This window comes from Streptomyces sp. NPDC000880, from assembly GCF_053599675.1.
The window spans coordinates 18,570-43,335 of the sequence record NZ_JBSFMS010000009.1 but is presented as its reverse complement, the minus strand read 5'-3'; the positions used below and the strand labels follow the sequence as shown (position 1 = coordinate 43,335).

20 protein-coding genes are annotated in these 24,766 nt (G+C 68.2%); 6 read left to right on the top strand and 14 right to left on the bottom strand.

What is annotated here, in order from left to right:
• Positions 1–312: 312 nt before the first annotated feature.
• The 3 genes from dctA to ACWDO5_RS04965 all read left to right on the top strand — a co-directional run bounded on the left by dctA (position 313) and on the right by ACWDO5_RS04965 (position 4,097).
• Positions 313–1,803: a C4-dicarboxylate transporter DctA gene (dctA, locus tag ACWDO5_RS04975; protein ID WP_450528535.1), complete on the top strand. Its 1,491-nt coding sequence runs from the start codon at positions 313–315 to the stop codon at positions 1,801–1,803.
• Between the two features lie 102 nt (positions 1,804–1,905).
• On the top strand, positions 1,906–2,838 hold the full coding sequence (locus tag ACWDO5_RS04970) for a LysR family transcriptional regulator (protein WP_450528449.1): 933 nt from the start codon (positions 1,906–1,908) through the stop codon (positions 2,836–2,838).
• Positions 2,839–3,014: 176 nt separating this feature from the next.
• Entirely contained in the window at positions 3,015–4,097 is a 1,083-nt protein-coding gene (locus ACWDO5_RS04965) for a tartrate dehydrogenase (RefSeq protein ID WP_450528447.1), read from the top strand.
• 109 nt (positions 4,098–4,206) lie between these two features.
• Here ACWDO5_RS04965 and ACWDO5_RS04960 read toward each other — a convergent pair whose 3' ends face one another.
• From ACWDO5_RS04960 to ACWDO5_RS04925, 8 genes are all read right to left on the bottom strand, one after another.
• Positions 4,207–5,178: a hypothetical protein gene (locus ACWDO5_RS04960; RefSeq protein WP_450528446.1), complete on the bottom strand. Its 972-nt coding sequence runs from the start codon at positions 5,176–5,178 to the stop codon at positions 4,207–4,209.
• 58 nt (positions 5,179–5,236) lie between these two features.
• Positions 5,237–6,400 carry an alanine racemase gene (locus tag ACWDO5_RS04955; protein ID WP_450528444.1) on the bottom strand — a complete coding sequence of 388 codons (1,164 nt, stop codon included), beginning with the start codon at positions 6,398–6,400 and terminating at the stop codon, positions 5,237–5,239.
• Between the two features lie 62 nt (positions 6,401–6,462).
• Positions 6,463–7,392 carry an aldo/keto reductase gene (locus tag ACWDO5_RS04950; protein WP_450528442.1) on the bottom strand — a complete coding sequence of 310 codons (930 nt, stop codon included), beginning with the start codon at positions 7,390–7,392 and terminating at the stop codon, positions 6,463–6,465.
• Between the two features lie 123 nt (positions 7,393–7,515).
• On the bottom strand, positions 7,516–8,361 hold the full coding sequence (locus ACWDO5_RS04945; RefSeq protein WP_450528440.1) for a carbohydrate ABC transporter permease: 846 nt from the start codon (positions 8,359–8,361) through the stop codon (positions 7,516–7,518).
• A complete protein-coding gene (locus tag ACWDO5_RS04940) occupies positions 8,358–9,317 on the bottom strand; it encodes a carbohydrate ABC transporter permease (protein ID WP_450528438.1) in 960 nt (319 codons plus the stop codon). Before ACWDO5_RS04940 ends, ACWDO5_RS04945 begins: the two co-directional genes overlap by 4 nt.
• A 91-nt stretch (positions 9,318–9,408) precedes the next feature.
• Positions 9,409–10,677, bottom strand: coding sequence for an ABC transporter substrate-binding protein (locus ACWDO5_RS04935; protein ID WP_450528437.1), 1,269 nt, complete (start codon positions 10,675–10,677; stop codon positions 9,409–9,411).
• 72 nt (positions 10,678–10,749) lie between these two features.
• Entirely contained in the window at positions 10,750–12,213 is a 1,464-nt protein-coding gene (locus ACWDO5_RS04930) for an aldehyde dehydrogenase family protein (RefSeq protein ID WP_450528435.1), read from the bottom strand.
• A gap of 345 nt (positions 12,214–12,558) precedes the next feature.
• On the bottom strand, positions 12,559–13,659 hold the full coding sequence (locus tag ACWDO5_RS04925) for an Lrp/AsnC family transcriptional regulator (RefSeq protein ID WP_450528434.1): 1,101 nt from the start codon (positions 13,657–13,659) through the stop codon (positions 12,559–12,561).
• 102 nt (positions 13,660–13,761) lie between these two features.
• Here ACWDO5_RS04925 and ACWDO5_RS04920 point away from each other — a divergent pair, with 102 nt between their 5' ends.
• Positions 13,762–15,288, top strand: a complete 1,527-nt coding sequence (locus ACWDO5_RS04920) for an amidohydrolase family protein (RefSeq protein ID WP_450528433.1) — start codon at positions 13,762–13,764, stop codon at positions 15,286–15,288.
• A 258-nt stretch (positions 15,289–15,546) separates the two neighbouring features.
• Here the strand turns inward: ACWDO5_RS04920 and ACWDO5_RS04915 are convergent, their stop codons facing one another.
• Positions 15,547–16,362, bottom strand: a complete 816-nt coding sequence (locus tag ACWDO5_RS04915) for a class II aldolase/adducin family protein (protein ID WP_450528432.1) — start codon at positions 16,360–16,362, stop codon at positions 15,547–15,549.
• On the bottom strand, positions 16,363–17,730 hold the full coding sequence (locus tag ACWDO5_RS04910; RefSeq protein ID WP_450528430.1) for an MFS transporter: 1,368 nt from the start codon (positions 17,728–17,730) through the stop codon (positions 16,363–16,365).
• 158 nt (positions 17,731–17,888) lie between these two features.
• On the opposite strand from ACWDO5_RS04910, the gene ACWDO5_RS04905 reads away from it, so the two are divergent.
• A complete protein-coding gene (locus tag ACWDO5_RS04905) occupies positions 17,889–18,671 on the top strand; it encodes a FadR/GntR family transcriptional regulator (protein WP_450528428.1) in 783 nt (260 codons plus the stop codon).
• Positions 18,672–19,188: 517 nt separating this feature from the next.
• Here the strand turns inward: ACWDO5_RS04905 and ACWDO5_RS04900 are convergent.
• Genes ACWDO5_RS04900 through ACWDO5_RS04885 form a run of 4 tightly spaced genes read right to left on the bottom strand, consistent with a single transcriptional unit; the run spans position 19,189 to position 23,433 of the window.
• Positions 19,189–20,379: an ABC transporter ATP-binding protein gene (locus ACWDO5_RS04900; RefSeq protein ID WP_450528426.1), complete on the bottom strand. Its 1,191-nt coding sequence runs from the start codon at positions 20,377–20,379 to the stop codon at positions 19,189–19,191.
• 38 nt (positions 20,380–20,417) lie between these two features.
• Entirely contained in the window at positions 20,418–21,251 is an 834-nt protein-coding gene (locus ACWDO5_RS04895) for a carbohydrate ABC transporter permease (protein WP_450528424.1), read from the bottom strand.
• On the bottom strand, positions 21,251–22,195 hold the full coding sequence (locus ACWDO5_RS04890; RefSeq protein ID WP_450528423.1) for a carbohydrate ABC transporter permease: 945 nt from the start codon (positions 22,193–22,195) through the stop codon (positions 21,251–21,253). The genes ACWDO5_RS04895 and ACWDO5_RS04890 overlap by 1 nt, the downstream gene beginning before the upstream one ends.
• Complete coding sequence (locus ACWDO5_RS04885) at positions 22,192–23,433, bottom strand: ABC transporter substrate-binding protein (RefSeq protein WP_450528534.1); 1,242 nt, start codon at positions 23,431–23,433, stop codon at positions 22,192–22,194. Before ACWDO5_RS04885 ends, ACWDO5_RS04890 begins: the two co-directional genes overlap by 4 nt.
• 467 nt (positions 23,434–23,900) lie before the next feature.
• Here ACWDO5_RS04885 and ACWDO5_RS04880 point away from each other — a divergent pair, with 467 nt between their 5' ends.
• Positions 23,901–24,713 carry an SAM-dependent methyltransferase gene (locus ACWDO5_RS04880; protein ID WP_450528532.1) on the top strand — a complete coding sequence of 271 codons (813 nt, stop codon included), beginning with the start codon at positions 23,901–23,903 and terminating at the stop codon, positions 24,711–24,713.
• The last annotated feature ends 53 nt before the right edge of the window (positions 24,714–24,766 follow it).

The following is a 24,766-nucleotide window of genomic DNA, read 5'->3' as shown; positions in this document are numbered from 1 at the left end:
GACGGCAGGCTCAATCCAGTGTCGGCTGCGGGGGCTCAGCCCGCGGGAAGCCCGATGGCGCTGGTCGCGGACCAGTGCCCTCCGGAGGGCCGCTTCCTATAGGTAGGACCTATACGGCTCATCGATTTTTGGTCGTGGACCCCTGGCGTGTGGCCGAGTTCACTATGGCTGCCAGTATGTGCGGCGCCGGTCGGGCTCGGCGTCGTGCGGGTCACGGCCTCATCATGGCGTGCGCGTTCCGCGCAGTGCCGCCCCACGTACGTGTGTCGGGGAACGCCAGGCCGGGCTCTTTCTTGCCTGCAGGAGGTTGCAATGACGCACACCCCAGAACCTGCCACTACAGGTACCAGCGGGCGGTCAAAACCGTGGTACCGGCAGCTGTACGTACAGGTGCTTGTGGCGATCGTCATCGGCATTGTCCTGGGCTGGCGTTGGCCGGATCTGGCCACCTCGATGGAGCCGATCGGAACGACCTTCATCGCGGCGATGAAGATGCTGATCGCACCGATCGTCTTCCTGACGATCATCAGCGGTATCGCCGGTGTGGCAGATCTGAAGAAGGTCGGGCTGACGGGCATCAAGGCCCTGACGTATTTCCAGGTGGGCACGATCGTCGCGCTGCTGACGGGCCTGGTCGCCATCAACATTTTCCGTCTCGGCGAGGGGGTCCACGCCGACCCCTCCACGATCAGCACGTCGGGCCAGGCAGCTGAGTACATCCAGAGCGGTGAGCATCAGCAGTGGTGGGAGTTCCTGACCAACCTGGTGCCGAACAGCTTCTTCGGCGCGTTCGTCGACGGTGACATCCTGCAGGTCATCTTCCTCGCCGTGATATTCGCTATCGCGCTCAAGAGCGTGGGCAAGGCCGGTGAGCCGATCATCGCGGGCGTGAACCGCCTTACCGAGGTGGTGTTCAAGGTGCTGGCCTTCGTCATGAAGGCCGCTCCGCTGGGAGCGTTCGGCGCGATGTCCTACGCCATCGGGAAGTTCGGGCTCTCCACCCTGACCAGTCTTGGATCGCTGATCCTGCTCTTCTACATCACGTCGATCCTGTTCGTCGTCGTGGTGCTGGGAACGGTCCTGGCGACCTTCGTGAAGCTGAACATCTTCCAGTTGTTCCGCTACTTCAAGGAGGAGTTCTTCCTGGTCCTCGGCACGTCGACTGCCGAGCCGGCGCTGCCGGGCCTGATGCGCAAGCTCCAGTTCATGGGCGTCGAGAAGTCCACGGTCGGTCTCGTCGTGCCGACGGGTTACAGCTTCAACCTCGACGGCGCGGCCATCTATCTCTCCCTCGCCACGCTCTACATCGCTCAGGCCACGGACACGCCACTGTCCATTGGGCAGCAGCTCGGGCTTCTCGCCGTGATGCTGCTGACCTCGAAGGGCGCCGCGGGCGTGGCAGGCGGCGGCTTCATTGCTCTGACCGCGACGCTGTCGACGGTGGGTCATGTCCCGGCTGCCGGCATCATGCTGATCTTCGGCATCGACAAGTTCATGTCGGAGTGCCGGGCGTTGGTCAATTTCTACGGCAACGCGGTTGCCACCTTGTTCGTGGCCAAGTGGGAGAACAACCTGGATCTGCCACGTGCGCGCGCGGTGCTGGCGGGCGGTGTCGCAAGCGATCCGGTTGAATCGGCTTCTGAGACCGGAGGCGAGTACGGAGTCGGCGAGCCTCGCAAGACTGCGGATACAGATACGGACGCGGCCGCTATGGATGCATCCGTGCCGGGAAACGGGACTACGGCCATCACCTCCGACAGTACGGCCGACGCCCGGCAGGGTGCCGAGGTGATGCGGCGGTGACCTCCGCACCCATCGCCCCCGCCGCCCGGGCCGCGCACGGCGCACTGCCTGGGGATCGATAGGCTGCGCCTGTCGAACGTATGCCTCGCCGGCGGAGGTGCCATGGATGCCAGGCAGCTTGAGTACTTCCTCGCCATCGTCGAGCACGGCGGCTTCAGCAAGGCCGCCGCGGCACTGCACGTGGCTCAGCCGTCGCTGTCCCAGGCGATGGCCAATCTGGAAGCCGATCTCGGGGTCGCCCTCTTCCACCGGGTGGGCCGCGGAGTCGTCCTGAGCGAAGCTGGGGCCGAGCTGCTCGGGCCCAGCCGCCGGGTGCTGCGCGACATGACGGCTGTACGCGACACCGCCGCGTCCCTCTCCGGGGTGCACCGGGGCACTGTGGGCCTGGCTTCCATGCCGTCCCCCGGCATCGAGCCGCTGAGCACCCTCATTCACCGGTTCGCGGAGTTGCATCCGGGGGTGACGGTGAGTACTCAGGCCGCCTTCACTCCGGACGAGGTCGTCTCCCTGGTCCGCAGCGGTGCCTGCGAGCTCGGCCTGCTGGGATCGGCCGCCCCCCTTGCTGCGTCCGGCGTAGATGTCCTGCCGATCGAGGACCAGCCGTTCGTGGTCGTCGCGGCACCGGGCGGACCGGTCCAGGACGGTGTCGCCATCCGCCCGGGCGAACTTGCCGGCCAGAAACTCATCGCCTCCAGGCCGGGCAGCCTGATGCGCAGCATCGTCGACGACATCACCGCCGGAGGCACCGGCACCGAGATCGTCACGGTGGTCGACCACAGGACCTCGATCCTCCCTCTGGTCCTCACGGGGGTCGGGGTCGCCGTGCTGCCCTCGGCATGGATCCAACTGGCGCGCCGGTGCGGCGCCGTGGTCGCACCGATCGAGCACACCGCCTACCTGCATGTGGCCATGATCAGCCTGCCCGCCCACCTCACACCCGCCGCGACATCGTTTCTCCGCCTGACCAGATCTCTGGCCGGACAGCGGGCCCAGATGCCCACGCCGCCGGAATCCGCCGCCGCCGAGCAGAACTGACCGGCCGCCTCCCACCAACGGACCTTTCGGACCTTTGACTGTCGCGCACCCTGCGGCCGAACTCATCGGCACGGCCTATAGGTGGCATCGGAAGCATGTCTTGGACGCGGCTCGGGGGCCCTGTGTTGACTCGTAGACGTCGAAGAAGACGCTCACCACGCGCAGGAGGCACCACCGTGACCACGCCCCAAACCTTCCGTATCGCCGCCATACCCGCCGACGGCGTGGGTACGGAGGTCGTCGCCGCAGGGCGCGCCGTCCTGGATGCGCTGGCCGAGGATTCCCAGGGCGCCTTCGCCTTCGACTGGGAGGAGTTCCCCTGGGGCTGCGGCTACTACGAGAAGACCGGCAAGATGATCGACGACGACGGTCTTGACCGCCTCAAGGAGTTCGACGCGATCTACTTCGGCGCGGTCGGCTGGCCCACCGTCCCCGACCACATCAGCCTGTGGGGACTGCGCCTGAAGATCTGCCAGAGCTTCGACCAGTGGGCCAACATCCGCCCGGTGCATTTCCTGCCCGGCGTCCAGAGCCCGCTGCGCAAGGCCGACGACACCGAACTGGACTGGATCGTCGTACGCGAGAACAGCGAAGGTGAGTACGCGGGCCTGGGCGGGCGCAACCTCTCCGGCCGCGGTCCCGGCAGCGAAGTCGCCATCCAGTCGGCCCTGTTCACCGAAGTCGGCTGCGAACGCATCATGCGCTTCGCCTTCGACCTCGCCCGCACCCGCGACCGCCGCAAGGTCTCCAGCGTCACCAAGAGCAACGCCCAGCAGTACGGCATGGTCCTCTGGGACGACGTGTTCAAGCGGGTCGCCCAGGACTACCCGGACGTGGAGACCGAGAGTGTCCTCGTCGACGCGATGTCGGCGAAGTTCGTCCTCAAGCCCGAGGACCTCTCCGTCGTCGTCGCCTCCAACCTCAACGCCGACATCCTCTCCGACCTCGGCAGCGCGCTCGCCGGCAGCCTCGGCCTCGCTGCCAGCGCCAACCTCAACCCCGAGCGCCGCTTTCCCAGCATGTTCGAGCCGGTCCACGGCTCCGCCCCCGACATCGCGGGCGAGGGTCTCGCCAACCCCATAGGCGCCGTCGGCAGTGCCGCCCTGATGCTGGAGCACTTCGGCCTGTCCGAGCAGGCCGCCCGGTTGAACAAGGCCATCGAGGCAACCACCGCCGCCGGCATCCTCACCCGCGACGTCGGTGGCACGGCCTCCACCGAGGACGTCACCAAGGCCCTCATCGCCAACCTGACCGCCTGACCGACCTCGGCAGGACGATCGGCAAAGGCCGCGAGATGCCTTCGCACCGGGTGGTCACAGCGTCTCTGTGACCACCCGGTGCCGGGAACCTGTGAGCTGCAGCCCTGCGCTACGGCGCCTGGAAGGCGAAGTGGCTGCCCAGGCCCCGTTCGGCGGCGAGCCGAACGATGACCCCGGCCACCGCGGTGTCGGTGAACGCCGTGCCCACCGAGTCGAAGACGATCCGCCGGGCCGGCGATCCGTCTCGCAGCTTCTCGCCCAGGGACGGGTCCAGCAGGACCGCCCCCAGTTCGACAGGCACCGCGGCCGGTTCGGCCAGGTAGGCCGACTCACCGACCCTGAGGGCGGCGGCGGGGTCGTCGGCGACGACCGACGCCCCGGTGAGGACATCGCCGGCCAGTTCCCGCTTGCCCGGCGAGTCCGAGCCCATCGCGATGACCAGCGCGTCCTCGGCCAGGTCCGCCGCGCTGAGCAGCGGCGTCCGGGCCGGTGTGCACGTGATGACCACATCGGCCCCCGCGGTGGCCCCGGCCGGCGTGTCGAACACCTGGTGCGGCACATCGGCGGGGGCGACGGCGGCGAGTTCCGCCGCCCGGCCCGGGTCCCGGCTCCACAGTTGGAGTGCGCCGGGCTGGAGCGCGTACGGCAGTGCCTCGACGATGCGGCGTCCGACCGGGCCGGCGCCGATGACCGCCACGGTGGCGCCCGGGCGTGCGCCCAGCGCCCGCGCCGCGACAACGGCCGTGGCGGCGGTCCTGATCGCCGTCACATCGCCCGAGTCCAGGACCGCGCGCAACTGCTGTTGCTGGTGGTCGAAGACCAGTACCACCCCGAAGGCACGACCACCCTCCGGCCGGAGGTTGGCCTTGACAGTGAGCAGCGGCGGCTCGGCGAACCCGCCGGCCTTGAGGTGGAGCAGCGCTCCGGGCGGGTCGACCTGGGTGGCCGCGCCCACCAGGGCGCGCTGCCGGGCCGCCCCGGCGAACGCGTCCTGGATGGCGTCGATCGTGTCGGGCCAGGCCAGCACCGACCGCACCGCAGCGCCGTCGAGGAGCCGGGTGTGCGTCGATTCCTGATTCACGAGGGTCCTCTGCTTGCGTAGTACGGGGCGTGTGCCCCTCGGCACGCCATTTCGCCGGTCACAGGCTGTGGCGCATCGCGTCGATGGAGATCCGCTCGGTGATGCGGCCGCCGCGGATTCCGTAGACCTCCGCCTGGAGGTCCATCCAGACGCAGACATGGATCGGCAGCACGCGCACCCGCTCGCCGACGGACGGCGGCGGCAGCTCGTCGGCCAGCCGCATCACGCCGTGCTCCTCCGACAGCCGGCTGAAGGTGGCGCCGGGCCGGTGCAGCAGGTGCCCGTAGCCGTAGCCCGGTTCGGAGGTCGGGGTGAGCGTCTTGTTGCCCGCGTCGATGGTGACCCGGTCGCCGTCGGCGCTGACCACGGTGGCCAGCACGGTGGCGGCGATGGCGTCGGGGGTGCACGCGTGGCAGCCCAGCGTCCGGAGGTCGTTGTAGATGTAGGTGCCGGGGCGGATCTCCGTGATGCCGTCGGCCGCCGTCAGGTAGGGCGAGGTGATCGTGGAGCCGGCGGAGACCGTACGGACGTCCAGTCCGGCGGCCTCCAGGTCCGCGCGCAGCCCGCCCATGATCGACGCCTCCTGTCGGGCGACCGCCGCGATGCCCGGCTCACCGGTGACATCGTGGCTGTGCCCGGCGTGCGTCATGATCCCGGCGAACTCCAGCAGCGGATCGGCCGCGATCGCCTTGGCCAGGTCGACCACTTCCCGGGGCGGAACGCCGACCCGCTTCATGCCGGTGTCCACCTCGACGAGGACCGGGATCCGTTGGCCGGTGCCGATCGCCACCTGCCGGTATCCATCGGTCACCTGGGGGGAGTCGCTGACCAGGGTCACCGGTGTCCGGCCCAGCAGGCCGGCCAGCCGGTCCAGCTTGGCCCGGCCCACCAGCGGATACGCGATCAGCATGTCCGGCGGGTCGCAGGCCGCCATGGTCCGGGCCTCGGTCACGCCGGAGACGCAGATGCCCGCGGCGCCCGCGGCGAGCTGGCGGCGCGCGATCGCGACGCTCTTGTGACTCTTGATGTGCGGGCGCAGCGCCAGCCCGGACCGCTTCGCGTATCCGGCGAACCGGTCGATGTTGGCGTCCATCACGTCGAGGTCCACCAGTACGGCGGGTGTGTCGAGCCGCTCGTCGGAGAGGTCCACGGGCAGTTCCACGCCAGCCGGCAGCGGGACCGGCAGGTCCCGGGCGATCACGTCGCCGTAGGGCGCGCTCATGGCGTCACCGTCCGGTGCGGTCCCGCCGCGTGCCGGGAGCATTCATTGGTGAGAATCACCGGTCAGCTCCCGGAGATGGTGGCGAGCAGGCCGGGCAGTTCGTCCCAGGCCTCCTGCGGAATCGGGTGGACCAGCGCCGACCAGCAGCCGTCGACCTCTGCGGCAGTGGACGAGCCGACCAGGGTGCAGTCGTAGGCGCTCTGGCGCAGCGCGTACTGGAGCGCCAGCGCCAGCACCGGGATGTCGCGCTCGGCGCACCACTTGTGCACCAGCTTGGCGCCACGGACCTCGTCGGCCGGCGGCGTCCACTTGGGCGTGCCAATCACGTCGGGGTCCCGGCCGGAGAGCAGGCCCATGGCCAGCGGGGCGCCGTTGACCAGACCGACGCCGTGCTTGCCGGCCAGTTCGGCGACATCGGCGAACTCCTGCCGCAGCAGGGTGCAGTCGTTGACGGTCATGGAGACGTCCAGGACGCCGGTCTCGATGGAGCGGCGGTGCAGCTCGTGATCCTGCACGCCGATGCCGATCGACTTGATGACCCCCTCCTCCTTCAGCTGCACCAGGGCCTCCAGGGCGCCGCCGGGAGCGAGCGCCTGGTCGAGGTGGTGCGGCTCGGGCTCGTGCAGGTGACACAGGTCGAGGTAGTCGACGCCGAGCACCTTGAGGCTGTTGGCGACCGTCCAGCGAGCGGTGTCGGCCGAGTAGTCGCCCGGGTGGTCGGGGTGCGTCCCGACCTTGCTGGAGATGTAATAGCTGTCACGCGGCACCCCGCGCAGCGCCATGCCCATCCGGCGTTCGGCTTCGCCGTACTTGGGGGACGTGTCGAGGTAGTTGACGCCGAGTTCAAGCGCTCGTTCGACCGCGCCGACGCCTTCGGCGTCACCGACGGGTCCGAAGATGCCGCCGAGTCCGGCGCCGCCCAGGGCGACCGCGGTGACGTTCATGTGGGTGCGGCCGAGGGGGCGGAACGCGAAGGGGTTGGGGACGGTCATGGCGGATGTGTTTCCTTTCGTCACGCGGGCGGGAGGGGACGCGCCGCGGTGGTCGTGCCCCCGGCCGCCGCGCCGGGCCGGGGGGCCGCCTCGGTGGCGGACTGGGTGGGACGGGTTGACCTGCTACTTGACTGCCCCTGCGGTCAGGCCTCTCACCAGGTGCTTCTCGATGAACAGGAAGAGCACCACAACGGGGACGATGGTCACCAGCGAAGCGGCCATCAGGTAGTGCCACTGGACGGTGTACTGACCGAGGAAGGAGTACAGGCCCAGCGGGAGCGTCCTGGTGTCGGGGGACGACACGAAGGTCAGGGCGATCATGAAGTCGTTCCAGGCCGTGATGAACGCGAAGACCGTGGCGGTGACCACCGCCGGCATCGCCATCGGCAGGACCACCCGGAACAGCGCGGTGATCCGGGAGCAGCCGTCGACCATGGCCGCCTCTTCGATCTCCTCCGGGATGGAGGAGAAGTAGCCGGCCAGGAAGGACACCGAGAACGCCACGCTCAGCGCGGCGTAGGTGACCACAAGCACGATCGGCTGGTCGATCATCCCCCAGCCGGTCACCAGGCGGAACAGACCGATGATCAGTACCACCGGCGAGAACATCTGCGTCACCAGGAGCACTTGGCGGAACAGATTGCGTCCGGGGAAGCGGAGCCTGGCGAGCGCGTATCCGGCGGGGACCGCGACCACCAGGTTGAGCACCGTCGCGCCGCCGGCCACCAGGATGCTGTTGACCAGGTACCGCAGCAGCGGCACGGTGGTCCAGATCTCCTTGAAGTTGCTCCAGGCCCAGGTCTGCGGCAGCCAGGTCGGCGGATAGTGGAAGATCTCCGAACGCGGCCGCAGCGCGGTGGACAGCAGGTAGAAGAACGGGAAGGCCGACACCACCAGGGTCACGGCGAGAAAGATCAGCAGCAGTCGGTTGGCCGGGTCCTTGCGGATGCCCTTGCGCGCGGCCTTCATCGGGTGGCTCCCCGGTCCCGGTCGCCGCTCAGCCGCGAGAAGAGCAGGCTGCAGACGAGCAACAGCAGGAAGGTGAGGACCGCCATGGCAGCGGACGCCCCGAACTCACCTTCGCTGAACGCCTTTTTGTAGAGATAGGTCACCAGGATGTCCGTGTGGTAGGCCGGTGCTCCCTGCGTGAGCAGCCAGATGATCGGGAAGGAGTTGAACACGTAGATGATGTTCAGAATGGTGGTGATGGACAGCGCGGGACGCAGCATCGGCAAGGTGATCTTGCGCAGGGTCCGCCAGAATCCGGCACCGTCCATGCGCGCCGCCTCGTAGATCTCCGCCGGTATCGACTGGAGCCCGGCGAGCAGGGAGAACGAGGTGAACGGGATCGAGACGAGGATACCGACCACGATGATCGCGACCGACGCGTAGCCCTCGGAGCCCAGCCAGACGATCGGCTCGTCGATCACATGCAGGTTGATCAGCAGCCGGTTGACGATGCTGTACTGGCCGTCGAGGATCCACCGCCAGACCAGCGCGTTGATCATCAGGGACGCGGCCCACGGGATGATCAGTACGGTGCGCGCTATCCGCCGGCCCGGGAAGTGCAGGTTGAGGGCGAGCGCCACAGGTATGGAGATGAGGGTGGTGATCCCCACCACGGCGACGGTCCACACCAGAGTCTGGACGGCCACCCGCACGAAGACCGGATCCCCGAACAACGCGCGGTAGTTCTCGAGACCGTTGAACCCGGTCCGCTGGGCCAGGGCGTTGACGTCGCTGAAGGACATCAGGATGGTGTCGGCGATCGGGTAGAAGACGACCGCGACGATCAGGACAAGGGTCGGCGCGATGAACGCCAGCCCCATGAGCGCCTCATGGCGCCGGACGCGCTTTCGCTTCACGAAGGCCGGAGCGGACGCGGGCTTGGGCGGTGCTGCGTTCTTGATATCGGTCATGGTCATGTGAACCCGCGTTCTTCCGGGCCGGACCGCGCCCACGGGGGGGCGCGGTCCGGTCACACTGTCTGGTACCACAGGGATCCGGGAGGACCCGCTACAGCTGGTTGATCTTGTCGGTGGCCTCGGCGAGCGCCGACTTGGGAGACGTCTGACCGCTGAGCGCCTTCTGCACGGCGACCGTCATGATCTGCTGGATCGCTTCGAACTTGGGGTGCTGCGGCTGGAACTTCGCCACCGACAGCGCGTCCACGAACGGCTTGAACTTCGGCGCCTGGAAGTAGTCCGAAGCGGCCACCGACTTCAGCTCGGGCAGCATGCCCTCGGCCTCACCGAACTTCTGCCGGTACTTCTCCTGGTACATGAACTCGACGAACTTCCACGCCTCGTCCTTGTGCGCGCTCGTCGCGGACATACCGAAGGAGTCGGTGACACCTGCGGCCTGGGCAGGCTTGTCACCGTTGGTCGGGAAGGGCGTGATCGAGTACTTCAGGTCCGGAGCGTCGGCCTGGATCATCGCGTTCAGCCACGGCCCGGTCGGGTACATCGACAGCTGGCCGGCCTTGAACATCTCGATGATCTGCTCACGGGTGAAGCCGGTCGGCTTGGGCTCACTGCCGCCCGCCTTCACCAGGTCGGTGAGGTACTGCAGCGCCTCGACGCTTTCCGGGCTGCTCAGCAGGGACTTGCCCTTGGCGTCCAGGATCTCGCCGCCGTTGTTGTACAGGAAGTAGTCGAAGAAGGTGTCGACCTCCACACCGCTGGCCGGGACACCGAGGCCGTGGTTCTTCGGCGGGTGGGCGGTCTTCACCGCCGCCGTCATCAGGTCGTCCCAGGTCTTGGGCGCCTTCAGCCCGGCCTCGTCGAACAGGTCGGTGCGGTAGTAGAGCATGCGGTCGGAGACCGCGAGCGGCAGCCCGTACGTCTTACCGTTGATCATGCCGGCCTTCAGGACGTTCTCGTTGAACAGGTCCTTGGTGGGCGCCAGCCTCTCGTCGAGCGGCTCCAGCTGGCCGAGGCTCTCGAACTCGGTCAGCCACCGGGTGGCGTAGCCGAAGACGTCCGGGGCCTTCCGGGAGCCCATGGCCAGGGTCAGCTTGTCATGCAGCTTGTCCCACGGCGCGGTCTCCAGCGTGACCTCGATCTTGCCCTTGTTGGCGGTGTTGAAGTCGTCCACCACCTCCTGCATGAGCCCCTTGGTCTTGTCGCTGTACTCCGGGGCGAGCAGGCGGAGGCTGACGCCTCCGGAGCCCGAGCCAGAGCTCGTGCCACACCCGGCGGCCGTCGCGACCAGGCCGAGCGCCAGTGTGACGGCGGCTGCCGGTCTGAACAGCTTGCCTGCCAGCCGGCCCTGTCTGCGTATCATCTGAGCTCCTGTCCTATGCATCTGATGGGTGCGTGGCACGGCGGGGCGGCCGGGCCGGGTGTGCGGGTGCGTTCAGCCGACCGTTTTAGGCGGTTGGACATTCAGGACCACGAGACGTGGCTCGGTCATCTCCTCGACGGCGTAGCGGACGCCCTCGCGGCCGGAGCCGCTGCTCTTGACTCCGCCGTACGGCATCGAGTCGACCCGGTAGGACGACGCGTCGTTGACGATGACGCCCCCTACCTCCAGCCGCTCCGCGGCTGCCATGGCCACATCGATGCTGCTGGTGAAGACACCTGCCTGGAGCCCGTACTCCGTGCTGTTGGCGATGGAGAAGGCCTGGTCGAGGTCGTGGTACCGGACCATGGCGCCGACCGGCGCGAACGCCTCCTTGCACAGCAGGTCGCCGGTACTGGGCGGGTCCGCGACGACGGCGGGGGTGACGAAGGACCCGGTGCGCTCACCGCCGCACAGCAGCCGGCCCCCGCTCGCCACCGCGTCCTTGATCCAGGACTCCGCCTTGATCGCGGCCTCCTCGGAGATCATCGGTCCGATGTCGGTCGTCTCGTCCGAGGGGTCACCCACCCGCAGGGCACGCACCTGCTCCGTGAGCAGCTCGGCGAAGTCGTCGTACACGGCGTCGTGCACCAGCAGGCGCTGGGCGCTCACGCACACCTGGCCGGAGTACACCGACAGCGAGCGGGCGAGCTGCCGCGCGGCCAGGGGCAGGTCGGCGTCCGCGTGCACGATGTTGGCCGAGTTGTTGCCCAGCTCCAGCAGTGTCTTGCGCAGCCCGACGGTGCGACGGATGTGCAGTCCGACCGGGGTGCTGCCGGTGAAGGTGTACACGGCGAACCGGGGGTCTTCGAGCAGCTGCTGGCCGACCGTCTCGCCCTGTCCCTGCACCACGTTCAGGTGGCCCGGCGGCAGTCCTGCGTCGATCAGGATCTGCGCGAGCGCGATCCCCGAGATCGGAGTGATCTCCGCGGGCTTGAGCACCACGGTGGCGCCGGCCGCGATGGCTGTCGGCACCTTGTGGCTCAGCTGGTTGACCGGCCCGTTGAACGGGGTGATCGCGCAGACCACGCCGGCCGGCCTGCGAATGGTGAAGGCGTGCCGGTTCTCCGAACCGGGGGTGGCGTCGACCGGGACGTACTCACCGCCGATCCGCTTGGCCTCCTCCGCACAGAGCTCGAAAGTGAGAACCGCCCGGCTGACCTCGGCGCGCGCGTCCCGGATGGGCTTGCCCGCCTCGGCGACGATCGACCGTGACAGGTCCTCGTGGCGTTCTTCGATCAGCTCCGCCGCCCGGCGCAGGATGCGGAAGCGGTCGTAGGGCGCGAGCCGGCTTGCCTCGTAGGCCTTGTGCGCGGAGGTGATCGCGGCATCGATGTCCGCTCTGGACGATTCCATGATCGTGGCGAGCGGCTTTCCGCCGTACGGTGCCGTAATCGTCATCCGCTCGGTGCCGGTGCCGTCCGACCAGACATTGTCGATCAGCAGACCGGGAATGCTGGGGGTCGCTTCCGTAGGCATCAATTCGCCTTTCCACCCGACTGAAGCCCGCCGAACACCACATATTTCCGGGATGTTGCGACTGGATTGCCGAGCGCTTTAAGCTTTCGTCGCTGGGATGGCCCAAAGTATGTGAGCGGAGTTCAATACCAGCGGCAAATCGCAGGAAAACACTTCGGAGCGGTACCGAAGCGCAGGATTACGACACGAGCGCCTGTCCTGCCCCCGGATGATGACCACGGAAGCCGCATCGCACGCCGCATCGCGCCCCGCTCCCGCCGCGGAGCGCCCTGGGAGCGGGGCAGGAACCGCCCGGCGGAAGGCGCAAGCGACCCGGGCGGATCCGTCTCACCGGCCATGGGGCCTCTAGCGGCTGAGCGCGTCGGCCGAAGCGACGTCCGGGCTCAGCGCCCAGGGATCGACGGGCACCGCCGTGGGCGCGCACCTGCCGGTCGGATCGAGCAGCCGGCCGTACAGCTTGATCTGGCGGAGCGTCGTCGTACGGTCGGTGATCACCGCGTACGGGAACTCGGCACGGATCCGGGTGCCCAGTTCGTGCAGGTCGGACAGGGCGTGCAGGCCCACCGTCAGCAGCATGTTGCTCGCCCCGGTCACGGCGGCGCAGGTGCGGGTCTGCGGCCACTCCAGCAGCCGCCGGCCGGTGGCGTCGAGCCGGTCGTCCGGCAGCGACAGCCACAGCACGGCGCCGGCGTGCCACCCCGCGCGGGCCCGCGCCAGGTCGCAGCGGAAGGCGATGTCCCCGGTGGCCAGCAGCCGGCCGAGCCGCCGCTGGACGGTGCGCGCGTTGATCCCAAGACGCGCCTCCAGCTCCCGGTAAGTGCGGCGGCCGTCAGTGCTCAGCGCCACGAACAGCTCCCGGTCCGCCGGCTCCAGCGACAGGGAGTCCAGGCGGTCCGTCGGCGGGACCTTCGGGATCAGCCTCCGCACCTGGTCCCGGTTGAGAACCCGAAGCCGCCACCGGCCGCTCGCGTCATACACCCGGGTGGCCACATGAGTGCGGACCCTGGTGACCCCCTTGTGCAGGGGCAGTCGGCGCAGCAGGTAGTCGGACAGGTCGGTGAGCCGCGGAGCCAGCACGATCCCCCACAGGTCGTAGGAGCCGGCCACATGCTGCAGAGAGATGACGTGCGGCTCGGCCGCCAGCGCCGCCCCGACCTCGGAGGCGGCTCCAGGTTCGCAGCTCAGTTCCAGGAACGCCACGCACATGGTGTTCAGTTGGCGTTGTCCGAGCGCGACGGTGACCCATGCCTCGCCCGCTTCCTCCAGCCGCTGCCAGCGTCGCGAGACGGTGGCCGGGTCGATGCCCAGGACATGGCCGAGGTCCTTCCACGACGCGCGCGGATTGAGCTGCATGGCGTCGATCACTTCGAGATCGGTCTCCCGGAAGTGACCGGCTGTCGCGGAACCTGTGATGGCTGTTTGGACGGCAGCGCCCTCTTCCTGCATGTGCGTTCCCCAACTGTCGCTTTCCTGCGTTTTCGCGAGGCCGATTGGCCGAGGCTCCGATACTGAGCCATTCCCTAGGACAGAAGCAAGGAGAAGATTCCCATGGCCAGTGTGGGGGGCATCGCCGGTTCCGTACGAGACGAATTCACGGCCGAATGCGATGTGCTGTTCACAGGAGCCCGGGTCATCGATCCCGAAACGGAGTTGGACGCCGTCCGCTGCGTCGGTGTGACCGGTGGTCGCATCACCTCGGTGACCGTGGACCCGGTCCCCGCCCTCGCGGTCGTCGACGTGTCCGGGCAGGTACTCGCCCCTGGGTTCATCGACCTGCACAGCCACGCCCAGACCGTCTCCTCGCTTCGTATGCAGGCCCTGGACGGCGTTACCACCGCTCTGGAGCTGGAATCGGGCGCTGCGCCTGTGGCCCGGGTCTACCAGGAGGCCGGGGAGACCGGCAGGCCGATCAACTACGGATACTCGACGTCCTGGGCGATGGCCCGGATGCGTGTGCTGGACGGGATCGAGCCGGTCGGCGGCTTCCTGGCGTTCAGTGCGAGCGCCCACCACCAGCGGTGGCAGCAGCCGGCGGACCCGGCCGAGCTGGACCGGATTCTGGCCGAGCTGGAACGCGAACTGCACGCCGGGGCGCTCGGCGTCGGCGTCCTCGTCGGCTACGCGCCGCGGACCGGCCGCCGCGAGTACTACGAGGTCGCCCGGCTCGCGGCCCGGCTCGGGGTGCCCACGTTCACCCACGCGCGGTTCAAGAACCCTGAGGACCCCGAGACCGCGCTGGAGGGCGTGGCCGAGGTGGTGGCCGCCGCCGCGGGCAGCGGGGCCCATATGCACCTGTGCCACCTCAACAGCACGTCGCTCCGGGCCATCGACGAGGTCGCGGAGCTGGTGGCCGGCGCTCGCGGCCACGGTGTACGGGTGACCACGGAGGCGTACCCGTACGGCGCCGGGATGACGATGATCGGCGTGCCCTTCCTCGCCCCGGACAAGCTGACCCGGCTGGGCATCGAACCCCGGAACATCGTGGTCCTCGCGACCGGCGAACGCCCGGCCACCGGCGAGCGGCTGCTGGAACTACGCTCCCAGGACCCGAGCGCGCTCGTCGCCATCCATTACCTGGACGAGGAGAACGACGAGGACGACTGGAGTCTGCTGCAGCGGGCGCTGGTGCTCCCCGGCACCGCGATCGCCTCCGACGCGATCCCGTTCGTCCACGCGGACGGGCAGGTGGTGGAGAGCGAGTGGCCGTTGCCCGAAGGGGTCCTCTCCCACCCCCGCACGACCGGGACGTTCTCCCGTTTCCTCGGCACCTTCGTACGCGACCGGCAGGTACTGCCACTGCTGGAGGCGATCCGGCGCTGCACGCTGATCCCGGCGCAGACGCTGGAGGAGGTCGCGCCGCAGCTGCGTCGCAAGGGCCGGATCCAGGTGGGGGCCGACGCCGATCTGGTCATCTTCGACCCGGAGACCATCTGCGACCGGTCGACCTACGCCGAGCCGGGGATCGCCTCGCACGGTTTCCGGCACGTGATCGTCGACGGGCAGTTTGTCGTCCGCGACGGATCGGTGCTGCTCGACTCGCTGCCCGGCAGGCCGGTCCTCGGCCGGCTGGCCTGACGGCCGGGACGGCCCGGGCGCTCCCGCTGACCACTGTCGTCGACTGGCAGTGCTGCGGGACCGGCGTCGCCGACGCTCGACGTTCCGGAGATCGTCTCCGAACTGACCGCCCGGCCGCCCGAGTCGACCGAGACCCGAGCCACGGCCGCCGGATCCAGGATTACGACGGTCAGGACGACAGACGGGCCACGGCCGGTCGCACGAGCGGGCGACCGGCCGTGGCCCGTCTTCATCCGTTGCCTTCCCCGGCAGAGCTGACTAATCCAGCAGGTCGGGCTGCTCGGCGACGATCATGTCGTACAGCGGCTGGAACTGGAACCAGCCGGCGTACGGAGTGCCGACCTGCGTGCGCACCTCGACGGACTCCTCGTGGCTGAGCGGTTCCGGTGTACCGGCAGCCATCGCGACCAACTGGGACTGGCAGGTCCGCTCCAGCGTGATGAACCACCAGGCCGCCTCGTCGACGGTCCGGCCGACGGTGAGCAGCCCGTGGTTGTTCAGCAGGGCCGCCTTCGAGCCGTCCATCACCTCGCCGATCTTCTTGCCCTCCTCGAAGTCGAGCACCACGACATCGCCCTGGAAGCGGACGTGGTCCTGGTAGAAGGCGCAGGCGTCCTGCGTCAGTGGCTCGACCATGCAGCGAAGGCTGGTGAACGCCTTGCCGTAGACCGAATGCGCGTGGGCGGCGGCGATCACGTCGGGGTTGCCCACGTGCAGGCCGCCGTGGATGGCGAAGGCGGCCTTGTTGACCGGCCGGTCTCCGTGCACGACGGTCCCGTGCTCGTCCACGCAGATCAGGTCACTGGCCCGGATGAGGTGGAAGGACATGCCGTAGGGGTTGACCCAGAAGTGGTGCGGGTTCTCGGGGTCGCGCACGGTGAGGTGCCCGGCGACGCCCTCCCCGAAGCCGAACTTGCCGAACAGCCGGAAGGCGGCGGCCAGTCGCTGCTTGTTGTGGAGACGTTCCTCGGCGCTCGAATGGAACGTCGGGATCTGCGGCAGCTGCGGTCCTCCCTCAGCCCGGGTCAGCAGCGAGCCGACGGCCGGTGTGGCGGCGGTTTCTGTGACGGTCACTCAGCTCTCCTTTGCGCTGGAAACAGCAGTGCTCGCCGCAGTGGCCATGACCGGCTGCTCGGCCGGTTCGGCATCCGCGGTTCCGGACGGACGACGCAGGACCAGTGCGAGCACCCCGGCCATCAGCATGAAGGCGGCGATGACCAGCATGCCGGAGCGGAAGTTGCCGGAGGCGTCGCGCAGCCAGCCCATGATGTAGGGACCGACGAAGTTGCTGGACACGCCGATGGTGTTGATGAGCCCGATGCCGGCCGCTGCCGCGGCGCCGGTGAGGAAGGCCCTGGGCAGCTGCCAGAACACCGGGATGGCGGAGAAGACGCAGGCGGCGGTCACCGAAATGGCCACGATCGCCATCAGGGGTGAGGACATGAAGAGCGCCACCGCGGTGGAGACGGAGCCGATGAACATCGGTATCGCGATGTGCCAGGCGACCTCGCCGGTACGCCGCGAATGCAAGCCCCACAGCACCTGCGCCGGGATCGCCAGCAGGAACGGGAGCGCGGTGAGGACGCCCATCTGGAACGGGCTGTAGCTCGATCCGTACTGCTCCTTGAACCCGGCCACGATCTGCGGCAGGAAGAAGACCAGCACCACGAGCCCGAAGTTGATGCCGAAGTACACGGCAGCCAGCCCGTACACCCGGGGGTTGCGCAGGGCGGTCCTCGGGGTGTGCTCCTCGCCCCCGCTCGCCTCCCGGGCCTCGGCCTCCAGGGCTGTGCCCAGCACCGCCTTCTCCTGCGGCGTGAGCCACTTGGCCTGCTGGGGCCTGCTGGTCAGGTAGAAGAAGGTCACCACGCCCAGGATGATCGCGGGAATGGCCTCGGCGGCGAACATGAAGCGCCAGCCGGTGAGGCCCATGATCTCGTCGCGCGCCACGATCGGCAGCGAGATCGGCGCCGCGATCAGGTTGGACAGCGGAATACCGAGCTGGAAGATCGAGAGGGCGATCACCTGGTTCTTGCGCGGCAGCCAGTAGGTCAGGAAAAGGATCATTCCCGGGTAGAAGCCGGCTTCCGCCACCCCGAGCAGGATCCTGACCAGGTAGAAGCTGTTCGGTCCCGCGATGAACGCGGTGCAACCGGACACGATGCCCCAGGTGATCATGATCCGGGCGATCCAGATCCGGGCTCCGAACTTGTGGAGCAGGAGGTTGCTGGGGACTTCGAAGATCATGTAGCCGACATAGAAGATGCCGGCCCCGAGCCCGAACATGGCCGTGGTCAGGCCGAGCTCCGGGTTCATCTTGATCGCTGCGTAACCGACGTTGGCGCGATCTATGTAGTTGACGAAGTACAGCACCATCATGAACGGCACCAGGCGCAACATGACTTTGCGGGTGACCGAGGACAGGGTTGGCACGTCGGCCATGGCGTCTCCAGAGGGGGAAGGCGGGCGGGAGGCCAGGCGGGTGCTGGTCTGACAAGTAGCCCAGTAGCTGAAGCGCTGGGTAGTAAATCAGCCATATAGCTGGTCGCACAAGGGCCGATCTCGGCGAGAATGGCGCGACACAGTGAGAAAGGTGCGACATGCCCAGGGACGAGAAGCTGCGGTTCACGCAAGTACCGAAGCCGGCACGGGCGTACGAGGTGATCGTCGATCAAGTGGAGAACGCGATCTACACCGGGCGGCTGACGCCGGGCGACCGGCTGCCCTCGGAGCGTGAACTGATGGGACAGTTCGGGGTCAGCCGGGCGACCGTGCGGGAAGCCCTGCGGGTTCTCGAAGCGGGGGGCATGATCCGCAGCCGCCGGGCAGATCCGGGCGGCGGAGCGGAGGTGCTCCCGTTCTCCACCGAGAGCCTGCACAAGGCACTGACCTCGCTGGTGGCCCTCGAGCAGCTCGACCTACTTGCCCTGGTGCAGTTCAGGATGGTGATCGAGGGCAATATCGCGGGCCTGTCGGCCCAGCTCCGCTCGCCGGACGCGCTGGAACGGATCGAGCAGCGGTTCAGTGCGATGCAGGCCGCGCTCGAGAAGGACTACGACGCCTTCGCCGCCGCCGACGTGGATTTCCACCAGGCGATCGACGACAGCGTGCACAACCCGTTGCTGGCGGTGTCCAACGAGGTGGCCCGCGGGGTGACCATCAAACTGGCGGGCCTGCGCGCGGCGCACGAGGAGGACCCGATGGTGTTCCGGCAGGAGCAGTGCCTGCGACATCAGGAGATGTTGGAGGCCATCCGGGACGGCGACGCCCAGGCCGCCGTGCGCAGTGCCCGTCGGCACCTGTACGACACGTTCGCGGAGTTCCTGTCGGAGGAGCAGCGCCTGCAGTTGCAGCCCTTGATCAATTCCGACGGGGGGCGCTGAGCCGGCCGGCCCATCACCCGTGTCGACCAGCCCGGCGCGACGCCGACGCCCAGACGTGTCGACGTCAAGCAGGAACTCGCGCCAGCGCGCAGGAGCCCGCCGTGGAGTTCCACGCCCCGGTGCAGCGCCATTGGGCGCGGCAGCCGGGAGAGGTACCGCGGCGTGGCGCACGCCGCAAAAGTGCCGATCACGCCCCCGGGTGGGGCAGCATCCTTGGCCTCGGGCCGCCCGCGATCCAGCGTCGCCCGGCACCCACCACCCCTGGCCTGATGGAGCTGCACCTGGCAGGCAAGGCGGCCGTCGTCACCGGTGCAAGCAACGGAATCGGCCTGGCAATCACGCAGGTGCTGGCCGCCGAAGGTATCGGCGTGGCCGCGGGCGCCCGCACTCACGGGCCCCCTGGCCGAACGACGGCGGACTCATCACCACCCTCTGAACCCGCCGCCCATCCCCCGGCACCCAACGAGCCCCCGGCCGGGCACTTGGGACCCTGCCACTCGGACCCGCCCGTTCGGGCTCATCCGCCTGTGTTCTCATGATGGGTGAGGTTCGCACCGGTGCGTGGGTCGAAGACGTGGATCCTCGAGGTGTCCACCCACAGCTCGGCCTGGCTTCCCTCGCGGATCTGCGTTGAGGCATTGAGCCGGACGACGACCTGGTGACCGCTGGCCCCCGTCTCAGTGAGGCCGGAATCGGCCGCCAACTCCTCCAGTTCCGAGGTGGCGGTCGGCTGCCAGTCCTCCTCGGTGAAGTAGGCGTAGACGTCCGAACCCAGGGACTCCACCACGTCCACGGTGGTGGTGAAGGTCATCCCCGGCCGGCCCGGATCGACCAGTGCGGCATCCTCGAAGGCTTCGGGCCGCAAGCCCACGATGAGGTCCCGAGGCGCGTTCTGGCGCTCCAGGATCTGGCGTACCTCGGGGGACAGCAGGATCTCGCCGACGATGGTGCGCAGCGCGTTCTCCTCCAGGGTGGCGTGGAGGAAGTTCATGGCGGGTGAGCCGATGAACCCGGCGACGAACAGGTTGCGCGGCTCGTCGTAGAGGTACTGCGGGGTGCCGACCTGTTGAACGACGCCGCTGCGCATGACGACCACGCGGTCCCCGAGCGTCATCGCCTCGGTCTGGTCATGGGTGACGTAGACGGTGGTGGTGCCCAGCCGCTGCTGGAGGCGGGAGATCTGGGTGCGCATCTGTACCCGGAGTTTGGCATCGAGGTTGGACAGCGGCTCGTCCATCAGGAACGCCTTGGGATTGCGGACAATGGCACGGCCCATGGCGACGCGCTGGCGCTGGCCACCCGAGAGGTTCGCGGGCTTGCGGTCCAGATGAGCCGTCAGGTCGAGGATGCGGGCGGCTTCCTCCACCTTGGTCCTGATGGTGTCCTTGTCGACCTTGGCCAGGCGCAGGGCGAAGCCCATGTTTTCGCGCACGGTCATGTGCGGGTAGAGGGCGTAACTCTGGAAGACCATGGCGATGTCGCGGTCCTTGGGCGCCTTGTCGTTGACGACCTGGTCGTCGATGCGGAGGGTGCCGTCGGTGATGTCCTCAAGTCCGGCGATCATGTTGAGCGTGGTGGACTTGCCGCAACCGGAGGGCCCGACCAGGATGACGAACTCCCCATCGTGGACTGTGAGGTTGATGTCCCGCACGGCCAGAGCGCCATCGGGAAACCTCTTGGTGATGCCCTCGAGAACGATCTCGGCCACGGTTGGTGCTCCTTGTCCTGACGATCGGCTGCTGCCGGTCAGCCCTTGACGGCCCCGGACGTCAGTCCGGCGACGATGCGCCGCTGGAACAGCAGCACGAAGACGATGATCGGAATGGTGATCACGACCGCGGCGGCGGCGATCGAACCGGTGGGCTGCTGGAACTGACTGCTCCCGGTGAAGAAGGCGATCGCCGCCGGCACTGTCCGGGCCCTCGCTGTCGAGGTCAGGGAGATCGCGAACAGAAAGTCGTTCCAGCAGAAGATGAAGACCAGGATCGCGGTGGTGAACACGCCCGGCGCGGCCAGAGGCGCGATCACCAGCCGGAAGGCCTGGGCGGGCGTGGCCCCGTCGACCTTGGCCGCCTTCTCCAGATCCCACGGGATTTCCCGGAAGAACGCCGAGAGGGTGTAGATCGCGAGCGGCAGGGAGAAGGTCATGTACGGGATGATCAGCCCCGGCCAGGTGTCGAAAATCCCCAGGATGCGCTCGATGTTGAACAGCGGGGACACCAGGGAGATCGGCGGGAACATCGCGATCAAAAGGGACATGCCGATCAGCAGTTTCTTGCCGGGGAAGCGCAGCCTGGCCACGGCGTAGGCGGCCATGGTTCCCAGCACAACGGCGATCACGGTGGCGATCAGGGCGATACCGATCGAGTTGATCAGGGCACGGGTGAACTCCGAGGTCTCGAAGATGCCGCGGTAGTTCTCCAGCGTCCACTTCTCCGGGACGAAGTTGCCGTCGGTGAGGGTGCTGGGGTCCTTGAACGACAGGGCCGCGATCCACCAGACCGGGAACAGGGCATAGGCGATCACCACGGTATTGGCGACCGCCCAGCCGGCGAGGTGCCGCTTACCTGCGCCGGCCATCAGCGTCCCGCCTCCTGTGAGCCGGGGGCGGCGGCCCCGAAGAGTTTGATGAAGGCGAAGGCGATCAGGCCCACGCAAAGGAAGATGAGCACGGAGATTGCCGATCCGATGCCGAGGTTGAGCGCGGTGAAAAGGTTGTCGTAGCCGAGGATCGACACCGAGCCTGTGCCGTGAGCGCCCGAGGTGAGGATGTAGATGTTGTCGAAGATCCGGAACGCGTCCAGGGTGCGGAACAGCAGGGCCACCAGGATCGCCGGCTTCATCAGCGGCACCGTCACCAGAGTGAAGCGCTGCCAGGCGGACGCGCCGTCGACCATGGCGGCGCGCAGTGTCTCCTCGGGCACCAGAGCGAGTCCGGCCAGCAGGAGAAGTGCCATGAAGGGGGTGGTCTTCCAGACCTCGGCGAGGATGATCAGCCCGATGGCCGGCCACTGCTCGGTCAGCGGGGCTTCACCGGACGGCAGGAGCGCGGCGAGGTAGCCGGTGTCCGGGGTCCAGGCGTACTGCCAGGAGTAGGCGGCGACCACAGTGACGATGCCGTAAGGGATCAGGATCGCGGTACGCACGGTCCCCCGGCCGAAGATGGCGCGGTGCATGACCAGAGCCAGCGCGAAGCCGAGGACGAGTTCCACGGCCACGGAAACGGCGGTGATGAACAGCGTGACCCAGAACGCCTCCCACCAGAATTCGGAGGAGAGCACGGCCCCGTAGTTGCTCAGGCCCACGAAACGCGCCTGGTTCGGGAAGCGCAGGTCGTAGCGCTGCAGGGACAGATAGATCGCGTAGCCGATGGGGTAGGCCGTCACGGCGAGCATGACGACCACCGCTGGCGCGCACAGCAGCAGGCCCAGCCGTCGCTCCTGTCGTGCGCCCTCGGACAGCGCCTCGGTCCGGCCGGGCGCCGGGGCCGGAGCCGTCGACGTAGCGGGGGTCGGGGTGTTCACGGGATCAGCCCCTTGGACTGGAGGGCGTCCTCGATCTGCCTGCCGATGTTCTCGATGTCGCTGCGGGGGTTGATCGCCGAGGGCGGGGACAGCGTGTGCGAGATCGCGATGGACACGTTCTGGTAGGCGGGCGTCTGGGGGCGGACGCTGGCGTTCTCCAGGGCCGAGAGCACTTCGGGGGCGAACGGGTAGCTCTTGGCGAGTGCCTTGTCGGAGTAGAGCGCGCGCAGAGTGGGCGGCAGTCCGCCCTTGAGCGCCGCGGTCATCTGGTTCTGGCGATTGCGCAGGCACAGCGCGGCCTCGAACGCGAGGTCGGGGTGGCGCGAATAGGCGCCGATGGCGAGGTCGATGCCGCCGATCGTGGGTTTCGAGGGCCGGCCCGGGTCCACACCGGGGTATGGCGCCCAGCGGAAACTCTTGAACAGCTCGGGCTTGTTCGCTTTCATCGACGGATAGACGAATGGGTAGTTCAGCTCGAAGGCGGCAGTGCCCGACTCCATGGCCAGCCGGTTCTGGTCCTCCATCTGGTTGGACAGGGAGGGGTCGGCGGCAGGTGAGGTGGCCAAGTCGTGCATGATCGTCGCCGCTTGGACCGCGGGCGGACCGAGCGAGGGTGCTGTGGCTGCGGCGTTGAGGATGGAGCCGCCCGCGCTCTCCACGAGCGTGTTGAACCAGACCGTCAGCCCCTCGTACTGGGCGCCCTGGATCTCGACGTAGTGGGGCTTGCCCTCCTTGGCGAGGTCGCGTGCCATGTCCAGCATCTGGGCCCAGGTCTTGGGGGGCTTGGGCACGAGGTCGCTTCGGTACCACAGCAACTGGGTGTTGGTGTTGTACGGGACGGCGTACAACTTGCCCCTCCACGTCGCTGTTTGCAGCGGCACTTCGAGGGTGCCCTCGGTGGCGCTGCGCCGGTTGCTGCCCGTCCACGGCAGGATCCATTTGGCCTCGGCGAACTCCGCGGCCCAGGTGACATCGAGCCCCAGGATGTCGAGCGCGGGGTCGTGCGCGGCGAGCCGGCGGACGAGTTGCTGACGCTGGCCGTCCGCGCCGCGCGGGAGCTTGTTGTACGCGATGCGGTACCGCCCGCCCGAGGCGCGGGTGCAATTGTTCGCCGCGTCGGCCAAGGCACCTGAGTCGTCAGGGAAGTTGTACCAGTTCAGGCTGACCGGGCCGCCGGATTCGCTGGAGCCGCAGGACAACAGCCCGGCCAGCAGGGGCAGCACGGTGAGGCACCGCAGCCGCCCAGCGGCGCCTCGACCGGCGGGGCGCGGCCATGCTTCGCCGCGCCGCCGTGCCGGGTGGGCGTGTCCTTTCGTGCGCCCCACCGTTCACCTCCCGGACCGGCGGTCACCGGGTGGCTGGTCACCCCGCGCAGCGCCGTTGTCCCGGCGAACGTAACCGTTGCCCTGCCGCTACCAGCGCAACGCGTCGTCGCGGAGACCGCAGATCCCCCGGATGGCTTGCCCCCCGCCGGCGCAGATCACGTGGCGCGCCGCGCTACTGGGCTGTGGACCCAAGAGACCCGTCCGCGGGTGAACGTCGCGAGGAACGCCGCCCCACTGGGGGCGTGCGGCTTGCGCGGGACATGGCTCAAAAAGCATGGCGCGCTCCTCTTCCCCACTGCAAGGCCTATGCCATGGCACGCGCCGTCCATAGCATGGCCGTCCTAGAGAACCTGATCTCGACAGACGCGGGTGAGGACTGGATGCAAGAGGAGTCGTTGCGCCCAAGCGCCATCGACACGACTGTGCCGAGTGTGGCACGCATGTATGACTACTTTCTGGGGGGCAGCGACAACTACCAGTCGGACCGCGAGGCATGCGAGCAGCTGCTGAAGCAGGTGCCCAGCACCAAGGTGCTGGCGGTCAACAACCGCCGGTTCCTGCAGCGTGTGGTGCGACTGCTCGCCAGGGAGTACGGCGTACGACAGTTCATCGACCACGGCTCCGGTCTTCCCACCCAGGACAACGTCCACCAGGTCGCCCAGGCCATTGATCCCGCCTCGAGGGTGGTCTACGTCGACAGCGATCCCATCGTGCTGGCCCACGGTCGAGCGCTGCTGGACGAGAACGACCGCACTGCGGTGATCCAGGCCGACATGCGAGACACCGATGGCATCTTCGGCCATGAGGAGACGACGGGACTGATTGATTTCAGTCAACCTGTCGCGGCTCTCTTCGTGTCGGTCATGCACTGCATCCCGGACGAGGACGACCCGGCCGGGCTCGTCCGGCGCGTCGCGGAGCGTCTGGCGCCCGGCAGTTTCCTCGTCGTGTGCCAGCTCGTCAGCGACAGGCCGGAGATCCGGAAGTTCGTCACCGACTTCATGGCCGAGGCCACCGGCAACAACTGGGGCAGAGTGCGCGAGGAGCGCGAAGTCGCCGAATACTTCACCGGCCTGGAGATTCTCGATCCGGGCCTGGTGGAGGTTTCGACCTGGCGACCGGACAACGAACTGGCCCCCACCCAGCTGACCGACGAATGGATCGAGTGGGGCGGCCTCGCTCGGGTCGGGTGACGCCGAACGCCCGCCTTCGGCCGTGTGCGGCCCGGGTACAGCGCCCTCGGCGC